This is a genomic window from Stappia stellulata (assembly GCF_020176715.1).
GTDB lineage: Bacteria > Pseudomonadota > Alphaproteobacteria > Rhizobiales > Stappiaceae > Stappia.
This window is the reverse complement of record NZ_JAIVMF010000007.1, coordinates 32,761-51,626: the sequence shown is the minus strand read 5'-3', so window position 1 is coordinate 51,626 and position 18,866 is coordinate 32,761. Positions and strand designations below refer to the sequence as shown.

Here is an 18,866-nt window from a genome sequence, read left to right as displayed (position 1 = left end):
CTCCTTTGGCTGATATTCGACAAGCCTAGGAAATATTGAACGAAATTACAAATCGGCGAGCGGATGCGCCCCGCCGTCACACCGCTTCCAGCGTGCACAAATGGCAGAAGATCCCCTCGTTGGCGTGATAGGGGCTGTGCGTGATCTCGCGCACCCGAATGCGTCCGGCCTTTTCCAGATCGGCGATATGAACGTCAAAGCCGTCCGCCTCCCAGGCCGTATCGCGCACGGTCAGCACGATGGGCGCACCGGGCTTCGCGACGCGCACGAGTTCCTCGATCCCCTCCGGCCCGACATGGCCGTTGGTATAGACGCCGGCGCTGATGATGCCGTCATAGCTGTTGTCGGGAAAGGGAAGCGTCTTCGTCAGATCGCCGGGCACCAGCCGGCGGTAGGCGCCCGTTTTCGCGGCCTCGTCGAGCATGCCCTGCGTCAGATCGATGCCGTCGATCCGCAGGTCCGGGTTGCGCTTCTTCAGCTCGATGGCAACGAGACCGGTGCCGCAGCCGGCATCGAGAATTTCCGCGTCGCCGGAGACGAGCGGCGCCAACGCCTCGACCGTGACCACGTGGCCGACATAGCCGATGGTGTCGATCATGTCGTGATCGTAGGCCTTCGCCCACTCGTCGTAAAACTCGGTGATCTTCCGCTTGTCGCCCCCGAGCGAGATGGCGCGCACAAGCAACGGATTTTCCGGCGACATGGCAGTCCTCCCCTGTTCGACTTGGCCGATCCTAGGGGAAGACTGGTGGCTTGTGCAAATTCGGCTGGAAAATCAGCTCTTTGCCTTGCGCTTGGGGCGCAGCACATGGACATGGTCGGCGTGATAGAGCGCGCTGTCGCGGAAGTCGGCTGCAGGCTCCAGCGCACGGCCGACGAAGATCAGCGCGGTGCGGGTGAGCTTGGCCTCGCGCACCTTGTCGCGAATGTCGGTGAGCGTGCCGTGGATGAAGGCCTGGTCCGGCCAGCCGACGCGATAGGCGACCACCACCGGGCAATCGGCCCCGTAGAGGGGGCTGAGCTGGCGCTCGATCTCGCGCAGATTGCGGATCGACAGATGGATCGCAAGCGTCGCGCCCGACCGGCCGAGCGTTACCAGATCCTCGCCCTCGGGCATGGCGGAGGATTTCATCGCCGTGCGGGTCAGGATCACGGTCTGGGCAATTTCGGGAACGGTGAGTTCCTGGCCCAATGCGGCGGCGGCGGCCGCGAAGGCCGGCACGCCCGGCGTGACGTCGAAGGGGATGTCCTTGGCCTTGAGGCGGCGGATCTGTTCGGCGATCGCGCCGTAGAGCGAGGGGTCGCCGGAATGAACGCGGGCGACATCCTCGCCGCGCGCATGCGCCGCCTCGATCTCGGCCATGATCTCGTCGAGCGTCATCGGCGCCGTGTCGATCACGCGTGCGCCCTCAGGGGCCGCCTCGACAATCGCTTCAGGCACCAGCGAGCCGGCATAGAGACAGACCGGGCAGCTCTGGATGAGCTTCAACCCGCGCACGGTGATGAGATCCGGATCGCCCGGCCCCGCGCCGATGAAATGAACGGTCATAGCTTTTCCTCGATGCGCTTGGCGTAGCCGCGCGGCGTGTAGACGAAGGGTTTGCCGCTGCCTGTCATCACCGCCCTCGACGCCGATGAGCCGACAAGCACGGTGGTCAGCATGTCGACCTCGTCGACGGTGAGCGCTTCCAGCGTAGTGACGCGGACCGTCTCGCCCTCGCGGCCCAGGTTGACGCCGAGCACCACGGGCGTATCGGCAGGCCTGTGCGCCAGCAAGATCTCGCGGGCGGCGGCAAGCTGGGTGCGGCGGCGCTTGGAGACGGGATTGTAGAAGGCGATGACGAAATCGCCTTCGGCGGCCGCCTTGAGGCGCTGCTCGATGGCCTCCCAGGGGGTCAGAAGATCGGAAAGCGAGATCGTGCAGAAGTCATGGCCGAGCGGCGCGCCGATCAGCGCGGAGACCGCCTGAAGCGCGGAAATGCCGGGCGCGTTGATCACCTCGATCCGCCGCGCCGCATCCGAGACGCCACCGTCGGTCACCGGCCTGTCGAGCAGTTCGAAGACCAGCGCGCCCATGGCGTAGATGCCGGCATCTCCCGACGAGACCAGCGCGACCGACCGCCCCTCGCCGGCGCGCTCCAGCGCGAAGCGCACGCGCTCCTCCTCCGCGCCAAGCGGAAAGGCGTGACGCGGCTTGCCCTGAATGAGCGGCGCGACGAGATCGAGATAAAGCGAATAGCCGACGATCTCATCGGCTTCCGCCAGAAGGCGGGAGGATTGCGGCGTGCGCCAGTCGTCGCGCCCCGGACCGATGCCGATCACCGACAGCCGGCCGCGCGCGCGGCCGATCTCGGCGGGTTTCAGCGGCGCCGGCGCCTCGGCCACGGCGACGGTGGCATTCGCCGTCTTGCGCTTGGCAACGCGCAAGCGCCCTTGCGCGCCGACGGCGGCAAGGGCCGCCCCCTCGCTCACCCCGTGGCAGCCGACCTCGGCGAAAACGACCTCCGACGGCGTTTGCAGTCGGGGCGTCTCGGCCTCCAGCGTCGCGGCGTCGAACACCCGCAGCGGCACCTTGAGCGCGTCAGCCAGCGCGTTCATCGCCGGCTCGTCGGCCTTCAGATCGAGCGTTGCGACAAGCGCCACGGCGCCTTCCGCCAGGCCTGCGTCGAGCAGCGTCTCGCGCACGAGCGTGACAAGTTCTTCCGCGTCGCAGCCGCGCGCGCAGCCGACCCCGACCACCAGACGGCGCGGGTGATAGACGAGCGTCCTGTCATCGGGCACGCGGCGTTTTTCGGTCAGGCAAATCGTCAGATCGGCCTTGTCGGAGATCGCGAGCCGCGAGCGCGCGATCCAGTCCGCATTGCCCTCGATCCTGACCGCGCTGCCTGCCAGAAGCTCCGCCATGAAGCCCTTGGCGTGCTCGGGATTGGCGAGCCACCAGCCGGCCGGCGGGGAATCCAGCGCGATCCCGAGTGCCGTGTCGCCGGCGGTGGTGATCGCCGCGTGACCGTCCAGCGCCTCTGCGACCTGTCGCGCCAGCGAATTGGCGCCGCGGTGCCCGCCAAGCAGCGGGATCACGCTTGCACCGTCCTCCGAGACCGCAAGCACCGGCGGCTCGAGCCGCTTGTCGGAGATCACTGCGGCCAGCGCGCGAATAAGGATCCCGGAGGCGCAGATGCCGATGATCGGCGTGCCCGCCTGATAGAGCGTGCGGATATGATTGAGCGTTTCGGCAAAGGACGCATCGAGGCCCGGCACCCGATGGGCAAGGCCGTGCAGCGTCGCGCCAGGCAACGCGGCCGCCACCCGGCGAGCGGTCGCCTCGGCAGCCGGCGTCAGGACGAGGATTGCGGCGGAAGCATCCACGCTTCATCTCCCTTGTAGATCAGGATCATGGAAAAATACGGTGCGGCGTCGGAGCGAATGTCGGCAAGCGGCATCACTTTCTCGCTCGCCAGTGTCGCCCGCTCCACATAGCCGGCATGGGCAAGAAGTCCCATGTCGTCGAGCAGCCGGGCGAGGCGGTCCAGATGGCGGCCGACCTTCATGATCGCCACGGCGCCGGCCGCCTCGATCCGCGGCCGGATTTCGTCATCCGAAAGCGGGCCCGGGATCACGGTGAGGACGTCGTTGCGGGCGGTCAGCGGGCGCTGGAGCCGCGCGGCACAGGCGGTCAGCGAGGTGACACCCGGCACGATCTCGCAGGCAAAACGCGGCGACAGGCGCTCGAACAGATACATGAAGGAGCCGTAGAAGAACGGGTCGCCCTCACACAGGGTCACCACATCGTGGCCGGCGGCGAGTGCCGCGCCGATCTCCTCGGCCGCCTTGTCGTAGACGGCCTGCGCGGGAAAGCGCTCGACGCGCATCGGCACGACAATGGGGATCTCGCGCGCATCGGCACGGATTGCGTCCGCCGCAATGGAGCGGGCGAAGCTCTCGCCATCGTCGGGCGCGGGATAGGCAATGATGCGCGCGTTGGAAATCAGCCGATGCGCCTTCAGCGTCATCAGCTCCGGGTCGCCCGGACCGAGACCGACACCATAGAGCGTGCCGGCGGCAGGCTGCACCGCGGATTTGGAAGCATCGCTCACGGTTTCACCAGGCTCCATTGGCTGACGGGCATCAGGGGCCGCCAGCCGGTGAGGCCGCCGACGGGGCTTGCCCGGGAAATGGCAATGCGGGTGAGGTCCCCGCCAAGCCGCGCGTGGGCCGCCAAAAGCACCGCCTCGCTTTCCAGCGTGACCGCATTGGCAACCAGCCGGCCGCCGGAAACAAGCGCCCCGTAGACGGCATCGACGATGCCCGGTGCCGTGAGGCCACCGCCCAGAAACACCGCGTCCGGCGGCTCGAGCCCATCCAGCCCCTCCGGCGCCGCAGCGCTGCGCAGGTCAAGCTGCGGCGTGCCGAGGGCGGCCGCATTGGCAAGTGCCACGGCCCGACGCTCGTCGTTGGGTTCCAGCGCGATGGCCGAGGTGCCGCGCGCGGCGCGCAGCCATTCGATGGAGACCGCGCCCGAGCCGGCGCCGATGTCCCACAGACGCGCTCCGGGAACCGGCGCGAGGCGAGCAAGCGTGACGGCGCGCACCTCGCGCTTGGTGATCTTGCCGTCGTGGCGAAAGGCGTTGTCCGGAAGTCCCGGCACGCGGGCGCGCAACGGCGTGTCGCGCACGGCCCTTGCCTCGATCGCCAGCACGTTGAGATCGGCAACCGCATCGTCCCAGCTTTCCGCCGTGCCGGTGACGATGCGCTCGCGCGGGCCGCCCAGATGTTCCAGAACCGTCAGCCGGCTTGCGCCATAGCCCTCGTCGGCCAGAAGGTCGGCAATCGCATCGACAGCCGCGCCGTTGGAGGTCAGGCACAGCAAACGGGCGCCGGGACAGAGATGCGCGCGCAAACTGTCGATGGCCCGGCCATGCAGCGACACGATCTCGACGTCCTGCAGCGGCCAGCCAAGACGGGACGCGGCAAGCGACAGTGAGGACTGCCCCGGCAGGATGATCATCTCGGAGGGCGACAGACGGCGGGCAAGCGTTGCCCCGACGCCGAACCACATGGGATCGCCGCTGGCAAGCACCACCGTCGGCGTGCCGCGCGCCGAAAGCAGCGTCTCCAGGCCTTCGTGAAAGGGCGAGGGCCAGGGCGTGACGTCGATGCCGTTGACGACGAGGAGTTTCGCGTGACGCGCCCCGCCGTAAACCCTCGTCGCATCGCGCAGGGTGGCGCGTGCGACTTGCGACAGGCCGTCCCAGCCGTCCTCGCCGAGACCGATCAGCGTCAGCCAGGGGGCTGACATCGCGCCCGCGTCAGTCGAAGCCTCCTCGCTCACGGTGCGGCCTCCTCCGGTACGCCACCGGCGAGCGCGTTGAGCGCGGCTGCAGCAATCGCCGATCCGCCGCGCCGGCCGCGCAGCACCAGATAGGGAAGGCCGAAGGGATTGTCGGCGAGCGCGTCCTTCGATTCCGCCGCGCCGACGAACCCGACCGGAAAGCCAAGGACCGCCGCCGGGCGGACGTCCCAGTCGGCGAGCCGTTCCAGCAGGTGAAACAGCGCCGTCGGCGCGTTGCCGATGACGACGACCGCGCCGTCGAGCCGCTCGCGCCAGAGCTCGACCGCGGCAGCGGACCGGGTCGTCGCAAGCGATTTGGCAAAGTCCGGCACGCGCGCGTCGTTCAGCGTGCAGATCACCTCGTTGGCGGCGGGCAGGCGGCTCGCGATGATGCCTTCCGTCACCATGCGCACATCGGCAAGAACCGGCGCGCCCTTTGCCAGCGCGCCCGCAACCGCCTGCGCGACGCCCGCGCTCCACGCGAGATCGGCGACCACATCGGGCATGCCGCAGGCGTGGATGATGCGGATCGCCGCCGGATGAAGCTCCGACGGCACGGCCTCGAGATCGGCTTCGGCGCGCACGATGGCAAAGGACTGGCGATAGATCGCCGCCGGATCGCGTTCGTAGTCGTAGCTGCCGGCAGGCGTCATGCTCACCCGTCGCGCCTCATCGACTTCGGCCCCAGGGGATGATCCGCATGCGGATAGACCGGATGGTGATGGTCATGATGGTGGTGATGACCGTCGCCATGATCGTGGTGGTGATGGTCATGGCCATCGCCATGGTGGTGATGATGATGCTCCCGCGGCTGGGCCTCGCAGGCGCCGGTGCAGGTCACGTCGCAGAGCTGGCATTCGGCTTCCGCACCAAGTCCCTCGACGTGATGGTGGTGGCTTTCCTGCGCCCGGCCGATGTCCTCTTCGAAGCCGAGCACCTGCTCGCGGTATTTGCACATCTGGCAGTTCATCAGGTTCGAGCCCTGAAGGATCTCGCGCACCCGGTCCGCCATCGTGTCGATCACCTGCGGATGGTCGTTCAGATAGCCCGCCTTGAGAAACTCGATCTCCGGATGACGTGCCGCGACGTCGTCGGTGCGGTTGTAGATGCGCGACACCAGCACGCCGGAAAACAGGAAATACGGAAAGACGACGATCCGGCGATAGCCGAGCTTGGCGGCATGTTCCAGCCCCGGCTCCACCAGCGGGAAGGTGACGCCGGAATAGCAGGTCTCCGCCCAGCCGAAGCCGAAGCCCTCCCACAGCATGCGGGTGATCTTGGCGACGTTGGAATTCGCATCCGGGTCGGAGGCGCCGCGACCCACCACCATCAGCAGCGTCTCATGCAGCGGAACGTCGCTGTCGCTGGCGTCGAGCGCTTCCTGGATACGCGCGCCGGCGGCGCGGATCATCCGCGGGTCGACGGCCAGTTCGCGGCCGTAGTCGATGGTCACGCCCGGGTGCTGGGCCTGATAGGTGTTGAGAACGGACGGGATGTCGTTCTTGGCGTGACCGGCGGCAAACAGCATGCCCGGCACCGCGAGGATGCGCGTGCAGCCCTGATCGCGCAGCTTGTCCAGACCGTCCTTGATCACCGGATTGGCAAACTCGAGGTAGCCGTATTCCACCGGCCAGCCGGGAAAGCGGCTGCGCAGGCCTTCGGCGAGCTGTGCGAACTCCTGCACCGCGCCGCGATTGCGGCTGCCGTGGCCGCAGATCATCAGGCCGAGTTTTTCACCGTTTTGCGCCGGGTCCATCAATGCATCCGCCATCATGCTGCACTCTCTTCCGGCTTCGCGTCCGCCGTATCCGTGTTGTCGTCTTGCGATGCGCCGCGCCGGGCGCGTCCTGCCAGCGCCACACCGGCGGCGAGCGCGGCTGCTGCGGCGACGGCGGCGATGCCGACCCAATGCGCGTGACCGGCCAGTTCGCCGACATGCCCGCCATGAGCCTGCGCGGCGGTCGCACTCGCAGCAAGCTGCGCCAGACCGGCAGACGAGGCAAATATGCGTTTCATCTCAATAGGCTCCCTCATCGACCCTTGCGAAACGCACGGGTGAACTGTGGCATGCCCCTGCAACGATGCTGATCCGGGAGACTGGAAACCGGTCGACCGGCCGCACATCCCGACCCCGCGTCTTGCGCGCAAGCCAGGTCACCGGTCGGACAGCTCCGGACTGGACCCCCGAATTGGGTCGGTCGCCACCGGACTCGTTTTCAGCCCCTTTCGGGACGCCGTCGAAGGGAAGTGTTCCCAGGCCGCGCACGCTAGTTGAGGGGCGCGCGGCCATCAAGCCCGAATCGCGACGCCCCCTGGCACCGCCCGTCGAAAAGGAACAATTGTCGCAAAGCGCGAAACCGGATCTTCACCATTTCCCGTCTAGCGTGCATGGGCTGATCCATCGAACAGGGAATGCGCCGCATATGCTCACCGGCAAAGGACAATCGTCACTCCTGCCAAGCTCCGCACGCACCGCGGCCGGTCTCACCCACGCGCGCCTCGACGGGCTGGAGCTTGCCCCCGCCCCGATCGATCCCGACTGGATCCTGGAAGGCGCGCCCGAGGCCCGGGTCGCGCAGATCGCGGAAGGGTCTGACGCAGGCGCGACCATGGCCGTGTGGGACTGCACGGCCGGCCGGTTCAACTGGTATTTCGGCTGCGAGGAAGCGGTGTTCATTCTGGAGGGCGGCGTCACCGTGACGGGTCCCGACGGCGAGGTCCGCGAACTGACCGCAGGCGATACGGCCTATTTTCCGGCCTTCACATGGTTCGAATGGCATGTGCCGAGCTATGTCCGAAAGGTCGCCTTCTGCCATACGGTGGTGCCGACCTATGCCCGCTTGCCGCTCAAGGTCTTGAACAAGCTGTCCTCGATCGCCGAGCAACTTTACACCGTTGCCTTCGGAACGCGGAACGTCCCGGCCCGGCGCAAGGCTTCGTAACACCGCACGCCCCTCTCGGTGCTGCACCGCCCTCGGACCCGAAAACCGGTCCCACTTTTGCGCCCGATGTTCTAGTCTGCCCGCAAAACACAAGGGGAGACGCACCATGTCGACAGTTTCACTCGTCCTGACCGTGATCGCCGACGACAGGCCCGGCCTCGTGCGCCGGATCGCCGACGTTGTCGCCAGCCATGACGGAAACTGGATCGAGAGTTCCATGGCGCGCCTGGCGGGCGAATTTGCCGGCATCGTGCGGGTGGAAGCGCCCGACACCCGGATCGCCGCTCTCGAAAGCGGACTGGCAGCGCTTGCCGGAGACGGCCTGACCATCACCGTGAAGCGTGGCGAGACGGATCACGAATCGCACGGACAGGCCGCCCGCATCAGCGTGATGTGCCAGGACCATTCCGGCATCGTCCAGGCCCTGTCGGCGGCGCTCGCCGACCACTCGGTCAGCATTACCAACCTGTCGACCGAGGTCTATGCCGGATCAATGAGCGGCGAGCGGATGTTCCGCGCCGAGGTCGACGTGGTGCTTCCCGTCGACCTTGAGACCGGCGCGCTGTCGCAGGCGCTGGAGGATCTCGCCGGCGACCTCATGGCGGAGATCGACTTCACCGATATCGGCTGAGCCGGTCAGCGTGTCGCCGGCACGGCGACCAGATGATTGTCCCAAGCAAGGCCGGCCCGCGCGGCCACAAGCAGCGGCGCCCCGTTCGGGCTGGCGCTTTCCAGAAGCGCGCCCTCGCCATCGGAGACCAGAAACGAACGGGCGTCGAGCGGAGCAAGACCGCAGGCGTCCCTGCGAACCTGGCTTGCCAGAAACGCGCCGTCGCGCGCGGAGAAGTAAAGCACACGACCGCCGCGCGGACAGGAGGCGGCAACCACGCTGCCGTCGCGGTTGAGCGTCACCGAACCGATGTAGTTTGCAAGCTCCGGCTTCAGTTGGTCTGGCACGTCATGCAGTCGCAGGCGTCCCTCGCCCGGATCGAGCGAGGCCATCAGCGGCGGGTGCTCGCTCGTTGAACCCTGATATTGACCGCCGATCCAGACGCGCGAATCCGCCCCGACATCCATATGACGCAACGAGAGCCGGCTCAGGCCGGCCTCTCCGTCCACCCGTCCCAGAAGATCCCCGGTCGCACTGTCGATCAGCGCGATGTTCGGATGCATGTCGTCGAGATTGAGCTTCTTGCGCCCGGTGTCCGGATGGGTGGCGATGCCGCCGTTGGCCACCACCAGCGTGCGTCCGTCCGGCATCGGCAGAATGTCGTGCGGCCCGATGCCGCCGCTGTCGAATTCGCCGATCCGGCGCGGCCTGTCGCCCGACACGTCGTAGACGCCGATGACGCCGCGTCGTGCCGCATAGTCGTTTTCGGTGGCATAGGCGAGCCGTCCGTCGGCGGAAAAGGCGCCGTGACCGTAGAAGTGCCGGCCGGGCACGGCGGCAAAGGCGGACGGCGGGTTTTTGCCCAGGGGGTCGAAGATGACCGCGAAGGTTCCAGGCCGCCGCGCGAAGGCGAGGCAGCGGCCGGTTGTCCGGCAGACGGTCACATCGTGGCCCCGTCCGGGCAGGGGAATGACCAGCCGGTCCAGCCCGTCGAGCCCGACGACGGCCACGGCATGCGACCCGTCCGCCTCGCGCCTTGCGGCGACATAGAGCGGATCGTCGTCGTACTGCCCGGCCGCGTCGGCTGCGCCGAACACCGTGCCGGCAAGACCCGCGGCGCCGATCCCGGACAACAGGTGGCGAAGCAGATGCCGGCGGTCAATCTCCGTCAAGCGCATTGAAGCCTCCCTGAAATCCGAGGTGGCCGGCCAGTTCGCCGCCAACCGTTCGTTCCAGTCCGTCCAGAACGAGCGCGACATAGGCGAGGCTCGCCCGCTGCTCGGGGTCGGCAAGCACGCTCGCCAGATCGGACGGAAGGACCTCAAGCGCGGCGACCGCATTGTTCGTCTCGAAGGCCAGCGTGTCGCCGATCCAGGCTGCATCCGCGTCCATCTTTGCAAAGCCCGCCGTGCGCAAGGCCGTCCCGATCCCGCGAAGAGAGGCGCGCAGATGCAGGAGCGCATGATGCGAACGCGCAAACGGCGCCCTCGCCGCGCGTGCGGCTGGCGGCCCCTCCTCCAGAACGGGTGCGAGGACCTGATCGGACAACAAGGAGATGCTGGTCACGATCTGCTGGAACACAAACCCGGCCGCCGCATGCGGATCCTGCGCCAGCGCGTTGCCGGGTCCCGGCGCCAGCAACATCGCGGTCTGTCCTGCCGGCGCGCGATAGGCCTCGGCGACTTCGCCCGCGAGTATGACCATCCGCGCGGCGATGGCACCGGCATAGGCGCAGCGAAACGCCCGTCCCGCGTCGTTGACTCCAAGCACAACGGAGCCATCGGCGTCATAGGCGATCCATTCCAGCGCGGAGAGGCCCTGGAGTGCGACGCTCTTGTCCCGAAGCGACGCGGCATCGGTGGCGACAGAATCGGGATCGGCAAGAAGCCGGGTCACTTGACGACGGACGACGCCGCGCCGGTCGGGCACGAAGGCCAGCCGTTCCAGCCGGGTGTCCTCCGCGAGCGCCCCAAAACGCAGCACGAAGAGCCGGCCATGGGCGGCAACCGTTTCGGCGAAGGCCGCATCGAACGCGCGCGCCGCAGCGTCGGCGGCCGTGCCGGTGCCCGCCTCCTTGCACAGATCGGCAATGCGGTCGCGCAAGACACCAAGCCGCGCCTCCAGATCGCGCGCGGCCGGCACGGCGTAGTCGCCGACAAGCCTCGGCACCAGCGCGGAATAGTCCGCAGCGCCCGCACCGTCTTGCGCCCCCTCGGCAACCGTGCCGCGGATCGCCGCCCCCATCGCGACGAAGGCGATCAAGCCGGCAAGGCCAATCTTTCGCAGGGATCTCATGATCGGACCCTTTCCTGTTCGTCCAGACGGCGGGGCGGACCCCGGCCGCACGCTTACAGCGATCCCAGGAAGCGCAACAGCCGCTCCCTGTCTTCCTTGACCAGAGCCGCATAGCTATCGCGGGCCGCCTGCCCCTCGCCGCCGTGCCAGAGGATCGCCTCTTCGAGCGTGCGGGCGCGTCCGTCGTGAAGATAGGCCTCGCGACCGCCGACAAGCCGGGTGAGGCCGATCCCCCAGAGCGGCGGCGTGCGCCACTCGCGTCCCGTGGCGGTTCCGGCGGGGCGGTTGTCGGCCAGCCCCTCACCCATGTCGTGCAGCAAGAGGTCCGAATAGGGCCAGATCAGCTGGAACCTGTGTTCCGGCTGCGCGGCCTGTCGGGAAGTAACGAATTTCGGATTATGACATGCGTTACAGCCCAGCGACGAGAACAGCGCCTTTCCGGCGAGAACCTCGGGATCGCGGGCCTGCCGCCTTGCCGGCACGGCGAGATTTCTGGCGTAGAAATCGACCAGTTCCAGCACCGGGTCGGGCGCCTCGCTTTCGCCAAGGTCCGCCTGCTCGCCGGTCGGCATGTCGAGACAGGCCGTCTGGCGCGCCGTGCAGTCTCCATAGGGATGCGGCACATCGGGGGTCGAAATGCCGATGTCTCCGGCGAAGGCACCGGCGGATTGCGCGCGCACGCTCGGCGCCGATGCCTTCCAGCCGAAGCGGCCGAGCACTGCCGTGCCCGTGCCGGTCTCGCCGAGCCAGCTCGGGCGGCCCGAAATGCCGTCGCCGTCCCTGTCGTGCGGATCGGCCAGTGCCAGAATGTCTCCGGGGTGGATCGCCTCCAGCAGACCGAGCCCGATCATCGGCGGGGCAACGCGCGGCGAGATCATCACCTCGGAGTGCATCGGCCCATAGGCCAAATCCGTCATCTCATAGGCCGGCTCGCGGAGCACGACCTCGGTGCCGTCATCGAGACGCACCGGCTTCGGCGTGTATCGGACCGAAAGCCGCCCTTCCGCCGAAAGGCCGGGCACGGCGAAGGTTTGAAATTGGGTGCCATAGGTCGGCTCCGGCAGGACGAGATCTGCCCCGCTCTCCAGCCTTGCGCGGTCCGCTTCCGTTGCCGGCGGAACGGACAAGCGCAAGAACAACGCGACCGCGTCCTCGCCCGCGTCCGGCGGAAATCCGCGCCCGTCCTTCAGATGGCAACCCTGACAGGAGCGCGCGTTGTAGAGCGGTCCCAGACCGTCGGAGGCCCGGGTGGAGGCCGGTGACGACACCCAGAATTTTTCAAACAGCCCGTTTCCCAGCGCGAAGTCGCGCTCGCCGGAGAACGAGAGATTGGCGGAAGGGAAGGAGAAGGCGTTGGCGTTCAATCGCTTCCGCGAGGTCGCCGCTCCGCCCGGCATTTCCTCATAGGGTTCCAGCGCGCCCGGGTCGGCGGGCGGCGCAAGCACACGGGCCACGCGGGCGCGGTCCTTCATCGACAGATCGTCGCGATGCGGCAGAGGGTCTGCATCGCCCGCAAACGCCGGCAGGGCGGCAACCAGCATCACACCGGTCGCAGCCCGAACTCTAGATCGGATCATCATCAAGACACCTTGAGGCCGCCCCCTCCCCGAGCGCGCGACCGGGACAGGCGTGCCGCGGGCGCTCCGTCCAGCGCCCGCGGCACGGGGTGAGATTTACTGGAAGACCGCGCCCGGATTATCGAGGCTGTCGGAGCCCTCGAAGGCGACGGCGCCGAGATCGAGGGCCGTCACGACCTTTTCGATGGTGCGGGTCTGGGCGACCAGCGCATCAACGCCGGCCTGAACGACGGCATTGCCCTCGTCATTGCCCTCGCCGATCATCTGGTCATAAGCCTCGACGGTCTCGGCCCGGGCACGCATCGCCTCGAAGGCGGCAAGCGTTGCGTCGAGCTTCGCCGTCATCTCGTCGGCAAGCGCAGGATCGCTTGCGGCGACATAGTCACGAAGCGACGTGCCCTCGACAGACCCGGTGGCAAAGCCCTCGTAGGTGCCGAGCCAGACATTGCGCATGCCGATGACATCGTCGAGATGGGACATATGCGTGTTGTCGGAGAAGCAATCGTGCTCCTCCTCCGGATCATGCAGCATCAGCCCGAGCTTGATGCGCTCGCCGGCGAGTTCGCCGTAGCTGAGCGAGCCCATGCCGGTGAGGATGGTGGCAAGCCCGCCTTCGGGCCCCTTGGCGGCAAGATCGGCACGCGCTGCCCCTCCCGCCGTCCAAGCCTCGGCCATCTCGGCGAGATCGGAAATCAGCAGATCGGTCGCGGCCTTGAGATAGGCGGCGCGACGTTCGCAATTGCCGCCAGTGCAATTGTCCGGATCAAAATCGGTCGCCGGGCGGTCGCCGGCGCCGGGGCCGGTTCCGTTGACGTCCTGACCCCACAGCAGAAACTCGATGGCGTGATAGCCGGTGGCGACATTGGCCTCGATGCCACCGGCCTCCTGCAGTTCCTCTGCAAGGAGCGCCGGCGTGATCTGCGTGGCGTCGATGGTGCGCCCGCCGAGCTCAAGCGTGGGATTGGCGATTACATTGGCGGTATAGAAGGCGTTTTCCGGTGAGTCATTGCCATAGCCGGCATCGACATAATCGATCAGCCCCTCGTCCAGCGGCCAGGCATTGACCTTGCCTTCCCATTCGTCGACCAGCGCATTGCCAAACCGGTAGACCTCGGTCTGCTGATAGGGCCGGCGCGCCGCAATCCAGGCCGCGCGCGCCTCCGCAAGGGTTTCCTCGGACGGCGCGGCGACAAGCGCGTCGATCTTGCCGGAAAGGGTCCTGGCGGTCGCCAGCGCATCCGCATAGGCGGCGGCGGCAATGTCGGCATAGGTCTCAAGCACCGGCTCCGGCGCCTGCGCGCGGGCAGAACCTGCCAGCGCAAAGCCGGCAAGTGCCGCCATCAAAACAGTCGTCTTCATGAAAGAAGTCCTTTGGTTGGACACCCGACAGCACCGGCCGGGCGAAGGGAAGCGATCAATGACGGGTTTCCGCCGGCGAATGGGTTCGCGCCGGAAGCGTCGAGACAGAGGGGCGCAGCAGAGCGTTGGGCAGGGTCAGATCGACCCGGCGCAGAGTGTCGGCGAAATGCGCCGCCGCCTCGAGGGTGGCGGGCAGGCCGGGCGACACCACGAGTTCCTCGACGAGGCCGCTGGCCGCGTCGCGGTCGCCGCATTGCCAGGCGGCCACGACACCGACGGCCAAAGCCTCATGCGGGCAGCGGCGCCCGCAATCGTAGGGGAGCAGGCAAAAGCCGCATTTGGCATAGCCGTTGAGCGCGCGCGCATAGCAGCCAAGCCCGGTCATCACCGGCCTTGCACGCGCCACGCCAAGCTTTGCGGCGTAGAGATTCCAGGCGAGTTCCCAGCAGGCGATGCTGCCGGTCTGATAGCCCGCGATCCAGCGGCGCAAACCCTCGACGACGAGGCGTTCCGTTTCGCCGCCCGCGCAGGCAAGGCCTGCGGGACGAAAGCTCATGTCAGTCATTCCGGCCTCCAATCAACGGGGGTCAAGGTCCCGTCATCAAAGGGTGGCCCTCATTGGCCATATCCCGGAAATACAATTACATGACATTCGGAGTCAAGTTTAAAAACAAGCAAAATCAATGATTTAGAATTATTCTAAACTTCACCCATACTTTCATGTTTTCAAGATGAAGGGTCAGGACGCGACGATTTATCGATATCGCGGGGACGCCCGGCCCTCAGCCGTGGCCGACCGCAGCGTGGAATCCGGCCTCGTCCTGCTCCACGATCATGGCGCAAAGCGCCTCGTCGGAGAGCGGGCGCGAATAGAGGAAGCCTTGCACGGTGGGGCATCCGGCCGCACGCAGGAACGCGGCCTGCGGTTCGGTTTCAACCCCTTCGGCGAGGACAGGGATCGACAGCGACTGGCCCAGCAGCAGCACCGTCTTCAGGATCGCGCGGGCCTCTTTCGACTGTACGAGATCCCCGGCGAAGCTCTTGTCGAGCTTCAGGCGGTCGAAGGAAAACACCTGGAGGCTGGCCAGGGCCGAATAGCCGGTGCCAAAGTCGTCGAGGGCAATGGATACGCCCTTTTCGCGAAGGCGCCGCAAAACGGCGACGCTGCGCTCTGGGTCCGCCATCAGGGAGGTTTCGGTCACCTCGAGCTCGAGGCGTCCGGCCGGCAATCCGGTCTCCGTGAGGATCGCGGCCACCCGCTCCGGAAGGTCCGCCTGACGCAACTGGACAGCGGAGAGATTGACGGCAACCTTGAGCGGCCGCGGCCATGCCGCGGCATGTCGGCACGCCTCGCGCAGCACCCATTCGCCGATCGCGGCAATCTGGCCGCTTTCTTCCGCAACCGGGATGAAGTCGGCCGGAGACACCGGTCCGAGGACCGGATGGGTCCAGCGAAGCAGGGCTTCAGCGCCCGAGATCGCGCCTGTTCGAAGATCGAATTGCGGTTGGAATTGAACGACCAGTTCCCCCCGCTCCACGACACCGCGCAGGAGCACGCCAAGCATTCGCCGCGTCTTTTCCGCAGCATCCATCACCGTGTCACAGAATTGTACCGGTGACAGCTTGTCGTGCTTGGCCCGCGCCAGAGCGAGGCCAACGTTGGCCAGAAGATCCGAGGACGACAGACCATGATCGGGATAGATGGCCACGCCCATGCACGCCGGACAGGAAAGCGCGGTCCCCGAGGCACGGACAGGATCGGTGAAGAGGCCGCGCAGCCGCTCCAGAAAGCCCTGAAGGGAGCTGCCATCGCTGAGACGCTTGACGACGACGAACTCGTCGCCGCCGAGCCGCATCGCGACCTCGCCAAATTGCAGACCCTCAAGGACCCGCGACCCGATTGCCGACAGGAACGCATCGCCCGCGCTGTAGCCGCGCAACTGGTTGATCGACTTGAAGTCATCGAAATCGACGAGCACGACGCAGAACTGGCCGTTGGATGCATCCGCCCAGCTGCAGCCGTCTTCCAGCGCGCGGTTGAACTGGGCCCGGTTGCCCAGTCCGGTAAGGGGATCGCTGGTCGAAAGGCGGACCCGGTCGGCATCGGCGAGAGAACGCGTGCGCAGGTCGATCAGCGCGGTCACCACCCCCATGCCAATGACCAGCGTTCCAACGCCGGCAACCGCAAAGGCAAGCGCCCAGAGAGCGGGCTGGCTTCCCGGATTGGCCGGCGCAAGCGGTGTGATGGTCAGCGCCGCGACACCGGTGAAATGCAGCGATACAACGGCGAGAAAGAACACGCCCGCCGCACCGTGGTGGCACCAGCGGGTCAGGGGACGCATCGCCCGGTTCAACGACAGCGCGCCAAGCCCGACGGCAAGCGCAACGGACGCGGCGACCATGGAGGGGTTCCACTCGACAAAGCCTTCGACATGCAGGGCGGCCATGCCGAGATAGTGCATCCCCGCGATTGCCGCGCCGACAAGCGCCCCGCCGGCTTCCGGGGCAAACCGGCCCCAGCCACTGCTTGCCATCCCGAAGCCGATGCCGGTGCCGACAATGGCCAGGACGAGCGAGAGCACCGTCAGGAAAGGATCGATTTTCAGACCGAGCGGCGTTTCATAGGCAAGGATCGCAATGAAATGCGTGCACCAGACGGCGGCCCCCGACGCCATGCCGTTGAGAAACAGCCACCCCAGCCGCGTCGAGCCGCGCGTATCCCGGGCCCGCCGAAACAGGCTGAAACTGATCCAGGCCCCAACGACGCACATGAGCGCGGCGAGCGCGACCAGGAACGGATTGTGTTCGGTCGCGATACAAGAGAGGACATACGACATGCACAGGTGATCCGAACTGTCATGTTCGCCGATGAAGCAGCGAACATGCGTCTGGTTTTGGATTCTTGCGCCGACAGTAGAAGAGCGACCTGTGCGACAGGTTAACGCAGCACATCCGTCCGGCCTGTGCTGAATCAAGCGTTAACCGGGGCCGGCTTCAGCTACGGCCGGCGATACGGCGGAGCATGACCCGCAAGCTTGCACGATCCGCATCTTCCAGGCCCGCGAGCAGTTCGCGTTCCGCACGGGAGATCTTCGGCCGCAAGCCGTGGAACCAGGACCGCCCCGCGTCCGACAGCCGATAGGCCGCGCGCCGTCCGTCGCCGGCAACGGCCTCGCGCGACAGCGCGCCCGACGCGACCAGCGGCTTGAGCGCCGTGGTCAGCACCGACGGGGCGCAGGACATGGCCCCGGCAACTTCGCGATGGGTGACGCCGGGGTTCTTGTCGACCAGTTCAAGCACCATGAATTGCAGCGGCGTGATCCCGTCGCCGTCGAAAACGCCGGCGAAGACCTGATGTCCGCGCAGGAAGGCATGGCGCAGCAGATGGCCGACGAGTTCGTCGAGACAGCCGCGATCGAGCGACGCGGCGCCGCCGTCGTCCGGCGCCGTGCCGGTCTCGAGCCCGGGCCGGTTCATCCCGCGACCGGGACGATCGGGGGCCGTGCGTTGAGCGCCTCGACGCTGAAGCCGGCAAGCTGCTTGTAACCGGCAGCGGCCTCGATCCGCTCCTCACGGGTCAGCACATCGTCGATGCTTGCGAACCCGTCGGGCGCGCGCTCCTCGACGATATCGAGAATGCGGTCCGGTCCGTCGGCGCGGTTGGCGAGAACGATCTTCGCCGTGGCCTCCCGGCGCTCGTCCTCATAGGCGGCGAGCGCGGCGGCACCGGTACCATGGACCAGCAGCTCGCGGGTCAGGACGCGGGCATCCAGGATCGCCTGGCTCGCACCGTTGGACCCGATCGGATACATCGGATGGGCGGCATCGCCCATCAGCGTCATCGCGCCATGGGTCCAGCGCGGCAGCGGATCGCGGTCGACCATCGGGTACTCGAAGATCTCGGAGGCGTCGCGGATGACCGCCGGCACGTCGAGCCAGTCGAAACGCCAGCTCTTGAACTTCGGCAGGAAATCCGCCCTGTCGCCCGGACGGTTCCAGTCCTCGCGCCGCCACAGGTAGTCCTCCGGCAGCCGCAGGTCGGCGATCCAGTTGATCAGCGAGCCTTCCGAGCCGTCGTCGAGCGTGATGTCCTCGATCGGATAGCAAACGAACTTGCGCGGCTTGCAGCCGGCCATCGCCATGGTCCGCCCGCCGAGAAACCTCGGGCCGCGGGTGATGCCGCGCCACATGACGATGCCGCCCCATACAGGCAGCCCCTCGTCGGGATAAAGCGTCGCGCGGGCGGAGGAATGAATGCCGTCGGCCGCGATGAACACGGATCCTGGCACGCTGCCAAGCCCCGCGCCGCTGGTGCGGTCGACGAGATCGATCTCGACCCCCTCGCCCGCATCGCGCCAGGCGGCCACGGCCGCACCGCAGCGCACGGCATCCGGGCCGAGCCGTTCGCGCACCGCATCAAGCAGCATCATCTGCAGCTTGCCGCGATGGATGGAAAATTGCGGCCAGGCATAGCCGGCGGTTTTTCCGCGCGGCTCCGACCAGACCGACTGGCCGTGGGTGGAAAAGTAAGCGACCTCGCGGGTGCGCAAGCCGATGGCGTCGAGCCGGTCGAGGAGACCCAGCTCATCAAGCTCGCGCACCGCATGCGGCTGGAGATTGATGCCGACGCCGAGCGGGCGGATCTCGCGCACGCTTTCGAACACGCGAACGGGAATGCCGACCTGATGGAGAGACAGGGCGAGCGTCAGGCCGGCGACCCCGGCACCTGCGATCAAAACCGTCATTGTCGTGAA

The 18,866-nt window shown here is 67.1% G+C and carries 18 protein-coding genes; 2 read left to right on the top strand and 16 right to left on the bottom strand.

Annotated features, from left to right (window positions below):
- Nucleotides 1-76: 76 nt before the first annotated feature.
- The 8 genes from LC092_RS10405 to LC092_RS10370 form a co-directional block, all read right to left on the bottom strand.
- Nucleotides 77-703, bottom strand: a complete 627-nt coding sequence (locus LC092_RS10405) for a class I SAM-dependent DNA methyltransferase (protein ID WP_224806460.1) — start codon at nt 701-703, stop codon at nt 77-79.
- Between the two features lie 72 nt (nt 704-775).
- Nucleotides 776-1,549, bottom strand: a complete 774-nt coding sequence (cobM, locus tag LC092_RS10400) for a precorrin-4 C(11)-methyltransferase (protein ID WP_224806459.1) — start codon at nt 1,547-1,549, stop codon at nt 776-778.
- The gene (gene cobJ, locus LC092_RS10395; RefSeq protein ID WP_224806458.1) at nt 1,546-3,366 is read right to left on the bottom strand and encodes a precorrin-3B C(17)-methyltransferase; all 1,821 of its coding nucleotides are present in this window, start codon (nt 3,364-3,366) and stop codon (nt 1,546-1,548) included. The genes cobM and cobJ overlap by 4 nt, the downstream gene beginning before the upstream one ends.
- Nucleotides 3,336-4,094: a precorrin-2 C(20)-methyltransferase gene (cobI, locus tag LC092_RS10390; protein ID WP_224806457.1), complete on the bottom strand. Its 759-nt coding sequence runs from the start codon at nt 4,092-4,094 to the stop codon at nt 3,336-3,338. The genes cobJ and cobI overlap by 31 nt, the downstream gene beginning before the upstream one ends.
- Nucleotides 4,091-5,296 (bottom strand): precorrin-6y C5,15-methyltransferase (decarboxylating) subunit CbiE, encoded by a 1,206-nt coding sequence (gene cbiE, locus LC092_RS10385; RefSeq protein WP_224806597.1) that lies wholly within the window; start codon nt 5,294-5,296, stop codon nt 4,091-4,093. Before cbiE ends, cobI begins: the two co-directional genes overlap by 4 nt.
- Nucleotides 5,297-5,325: 29 nt before the next feature.
- Nucleotides 5,326-5,982, bottom strand: a complete 657-nt coding sequence (locus LC092_RS10380; protein ID WP_224806596.1) for a precorrin-8X methylmutase — start codon at nt 5,980-5,982, stop codon at nt 5,326-5,328.
- A gap of 2 nt (nt 5,983-5,984) precedes the next feature.
- Entirely contained in the window at nt 5,985-7,103 is a 1,119-nt protein-coding gene (locus tag LC092_RS10375) for a sirohydrochlorin chelatase (protein ID WP_224806456.1), read from the bottom strand.
- The gene (locus tag LC092_RS10370) at nt 7,100-7,345 is read right to left on the bottom strand and encodes a DUF6732 family protein (protein WP_224806455.1); all 246 of its coding nucleotides are present in this window, start codon (nt 7,343-7,345) and stop codon (nt 7,100-7,102) included. The genes LC092_RS10375 and LC092_RS10370 overlap by 4 nt, the downstream gene beginning before the upstream one ends.
- 407 nt (nt 7,346-7,752) lie before the next feature.
- Between LC092_RS10370 and LC092_RS10365 the strand changes: the two genes are divergently transcribed.
- Nucleotides 7,753-8,271, top strand: coding sequence for a cupin domain-containing protein (locus LC092_RS10365; protein ID WP_224806454.1), 519 nt, complete (start codon nt 7,753-7,755; stop codon nt 8,269-8,271).
- Between the two features lie 106 nt (nt 8,272-8,377).
- A complete protein-coding gene (locus tag LC092_RS10360; RefSeq protein ID WP_224806453.1) occupies nt 8,378-8,902 on the top strand; it encodes a glycine cleavage system protein R in 525 nt (174 codons plus the stop codon).
- A 5-nt stretch (nt 8,903-8,907) separates the two neighbouring features.
- Here the strand turns inward: LC092_RS10360 and LC092_RS10355 are convergent, their stop codons facing one another.
- The 8 genes from LC092_RS10355 to LC092_RS10320 all read right to left on the bottom strand — a co-directional run bounded on the left by LC092_RS10355 (nt 8,908) and on the right by LC092_RS10320 (nt 18,857).
- Entirely contained in the window at nt 8,908-10,053 is a 1,146-nt protein-coding gene (locus LC092_RS10355) for a DUF1513 domain-containing protein (protein WP_224806452.1), read from the bottom strand.
- Complete coding sequence (locus LC092_RS10350; RefSeq protein WP_224806451.1) at nt 10,040-11,176, bottom strand: imelysin family protein; 1,137 nt, start codon at nt 11,174-11,176, stop codon at nt 10,040-10,042. The genes LC092_RS10355 and LC092_RS10350 overlap by 14 nt, the downstream gene beginning before the upstream one ends.
- Nucleotides 11,177-11,229: 53 nt before the next feature.
- Nucleotides 11,230-12,717, bottom strand: a complete 1,488-nt coding sequence (locus tag LC092_RS10345; RefSeq protein WP_224806450.1) for a di-heme oxidoredictase family protein — start codon at nt 12,715-12,717, stop codon at nt 11,230-11,232.
- A gap of 132 nt (nt 12,718-12,849) precedes the next feature.
- Nucleotides 12,850-14,112: an imelysin family protein gene (locus LC092_RS10340; protein WP_412103566.1), complete on the bottom strand. Its 1,263-nt coding sequence runs from the start codon at nt 14,110-14,112 to the stop codon at nt 12,850-12,852.
- A gap of 55 nt (nt 14,113-14,167) precedes the next feature.
- Nucleotides 14,168-14,677, bottom strand: coding sequence for a hypothetical protein (locus LC092_RS10335; RefSeq protein WP_224806449.1), 510 nt, complete (start codon nt 14,675-14,677; stop codon nt 14,168-14,170).
- A 217-nt stretch (nt 14,678-14,894) separates the two neighbouring features.
- Nucleotides 14,895-16,949 (bottom strand): putative bifunctional diguanylate cyclase/phosphodiesterase, encoded by a 2,055-nt coding sequence (locus LC092_RS10330; RefSeq protein ID WP_224806448.1) that lies wholly within the window; start codon nt 16,947-16,949, stop codon nt 14,895-14,897.
- 157 nt (nt 16,950-17,106) lie between these two features.
- Nucleotides 17,107-17,589 (bottom strand): MarR family winged helix-turn-helix transcriptional regulator, encoded by a 483-nt coding sequence (locus LC092_RS10325; RefSeq protein ID WP_224806447.1) that lies wholly within the window; start codon nt 17,587-17,589, stop codon nt 17,107-17,109.
- On the bottom strand, nt 17,586-18,857 hold the full coding sequence (locus LC092_RS10320; RefSeq protein ID WP_224806446.1) for a flavin-dependent oxidoreductase: 1,272 nt from the start codon (nt 18,855-18,857) through the stop codon (nt 17,586-17,588). The genes LC092_RS10325 and LC092_RS10320 overlap by 4 nt, the downstream gene beginning before the upstream one ends.
- Between the last annotated feature and the right edge of the window lie 9 nt (nt 18,858-18,866).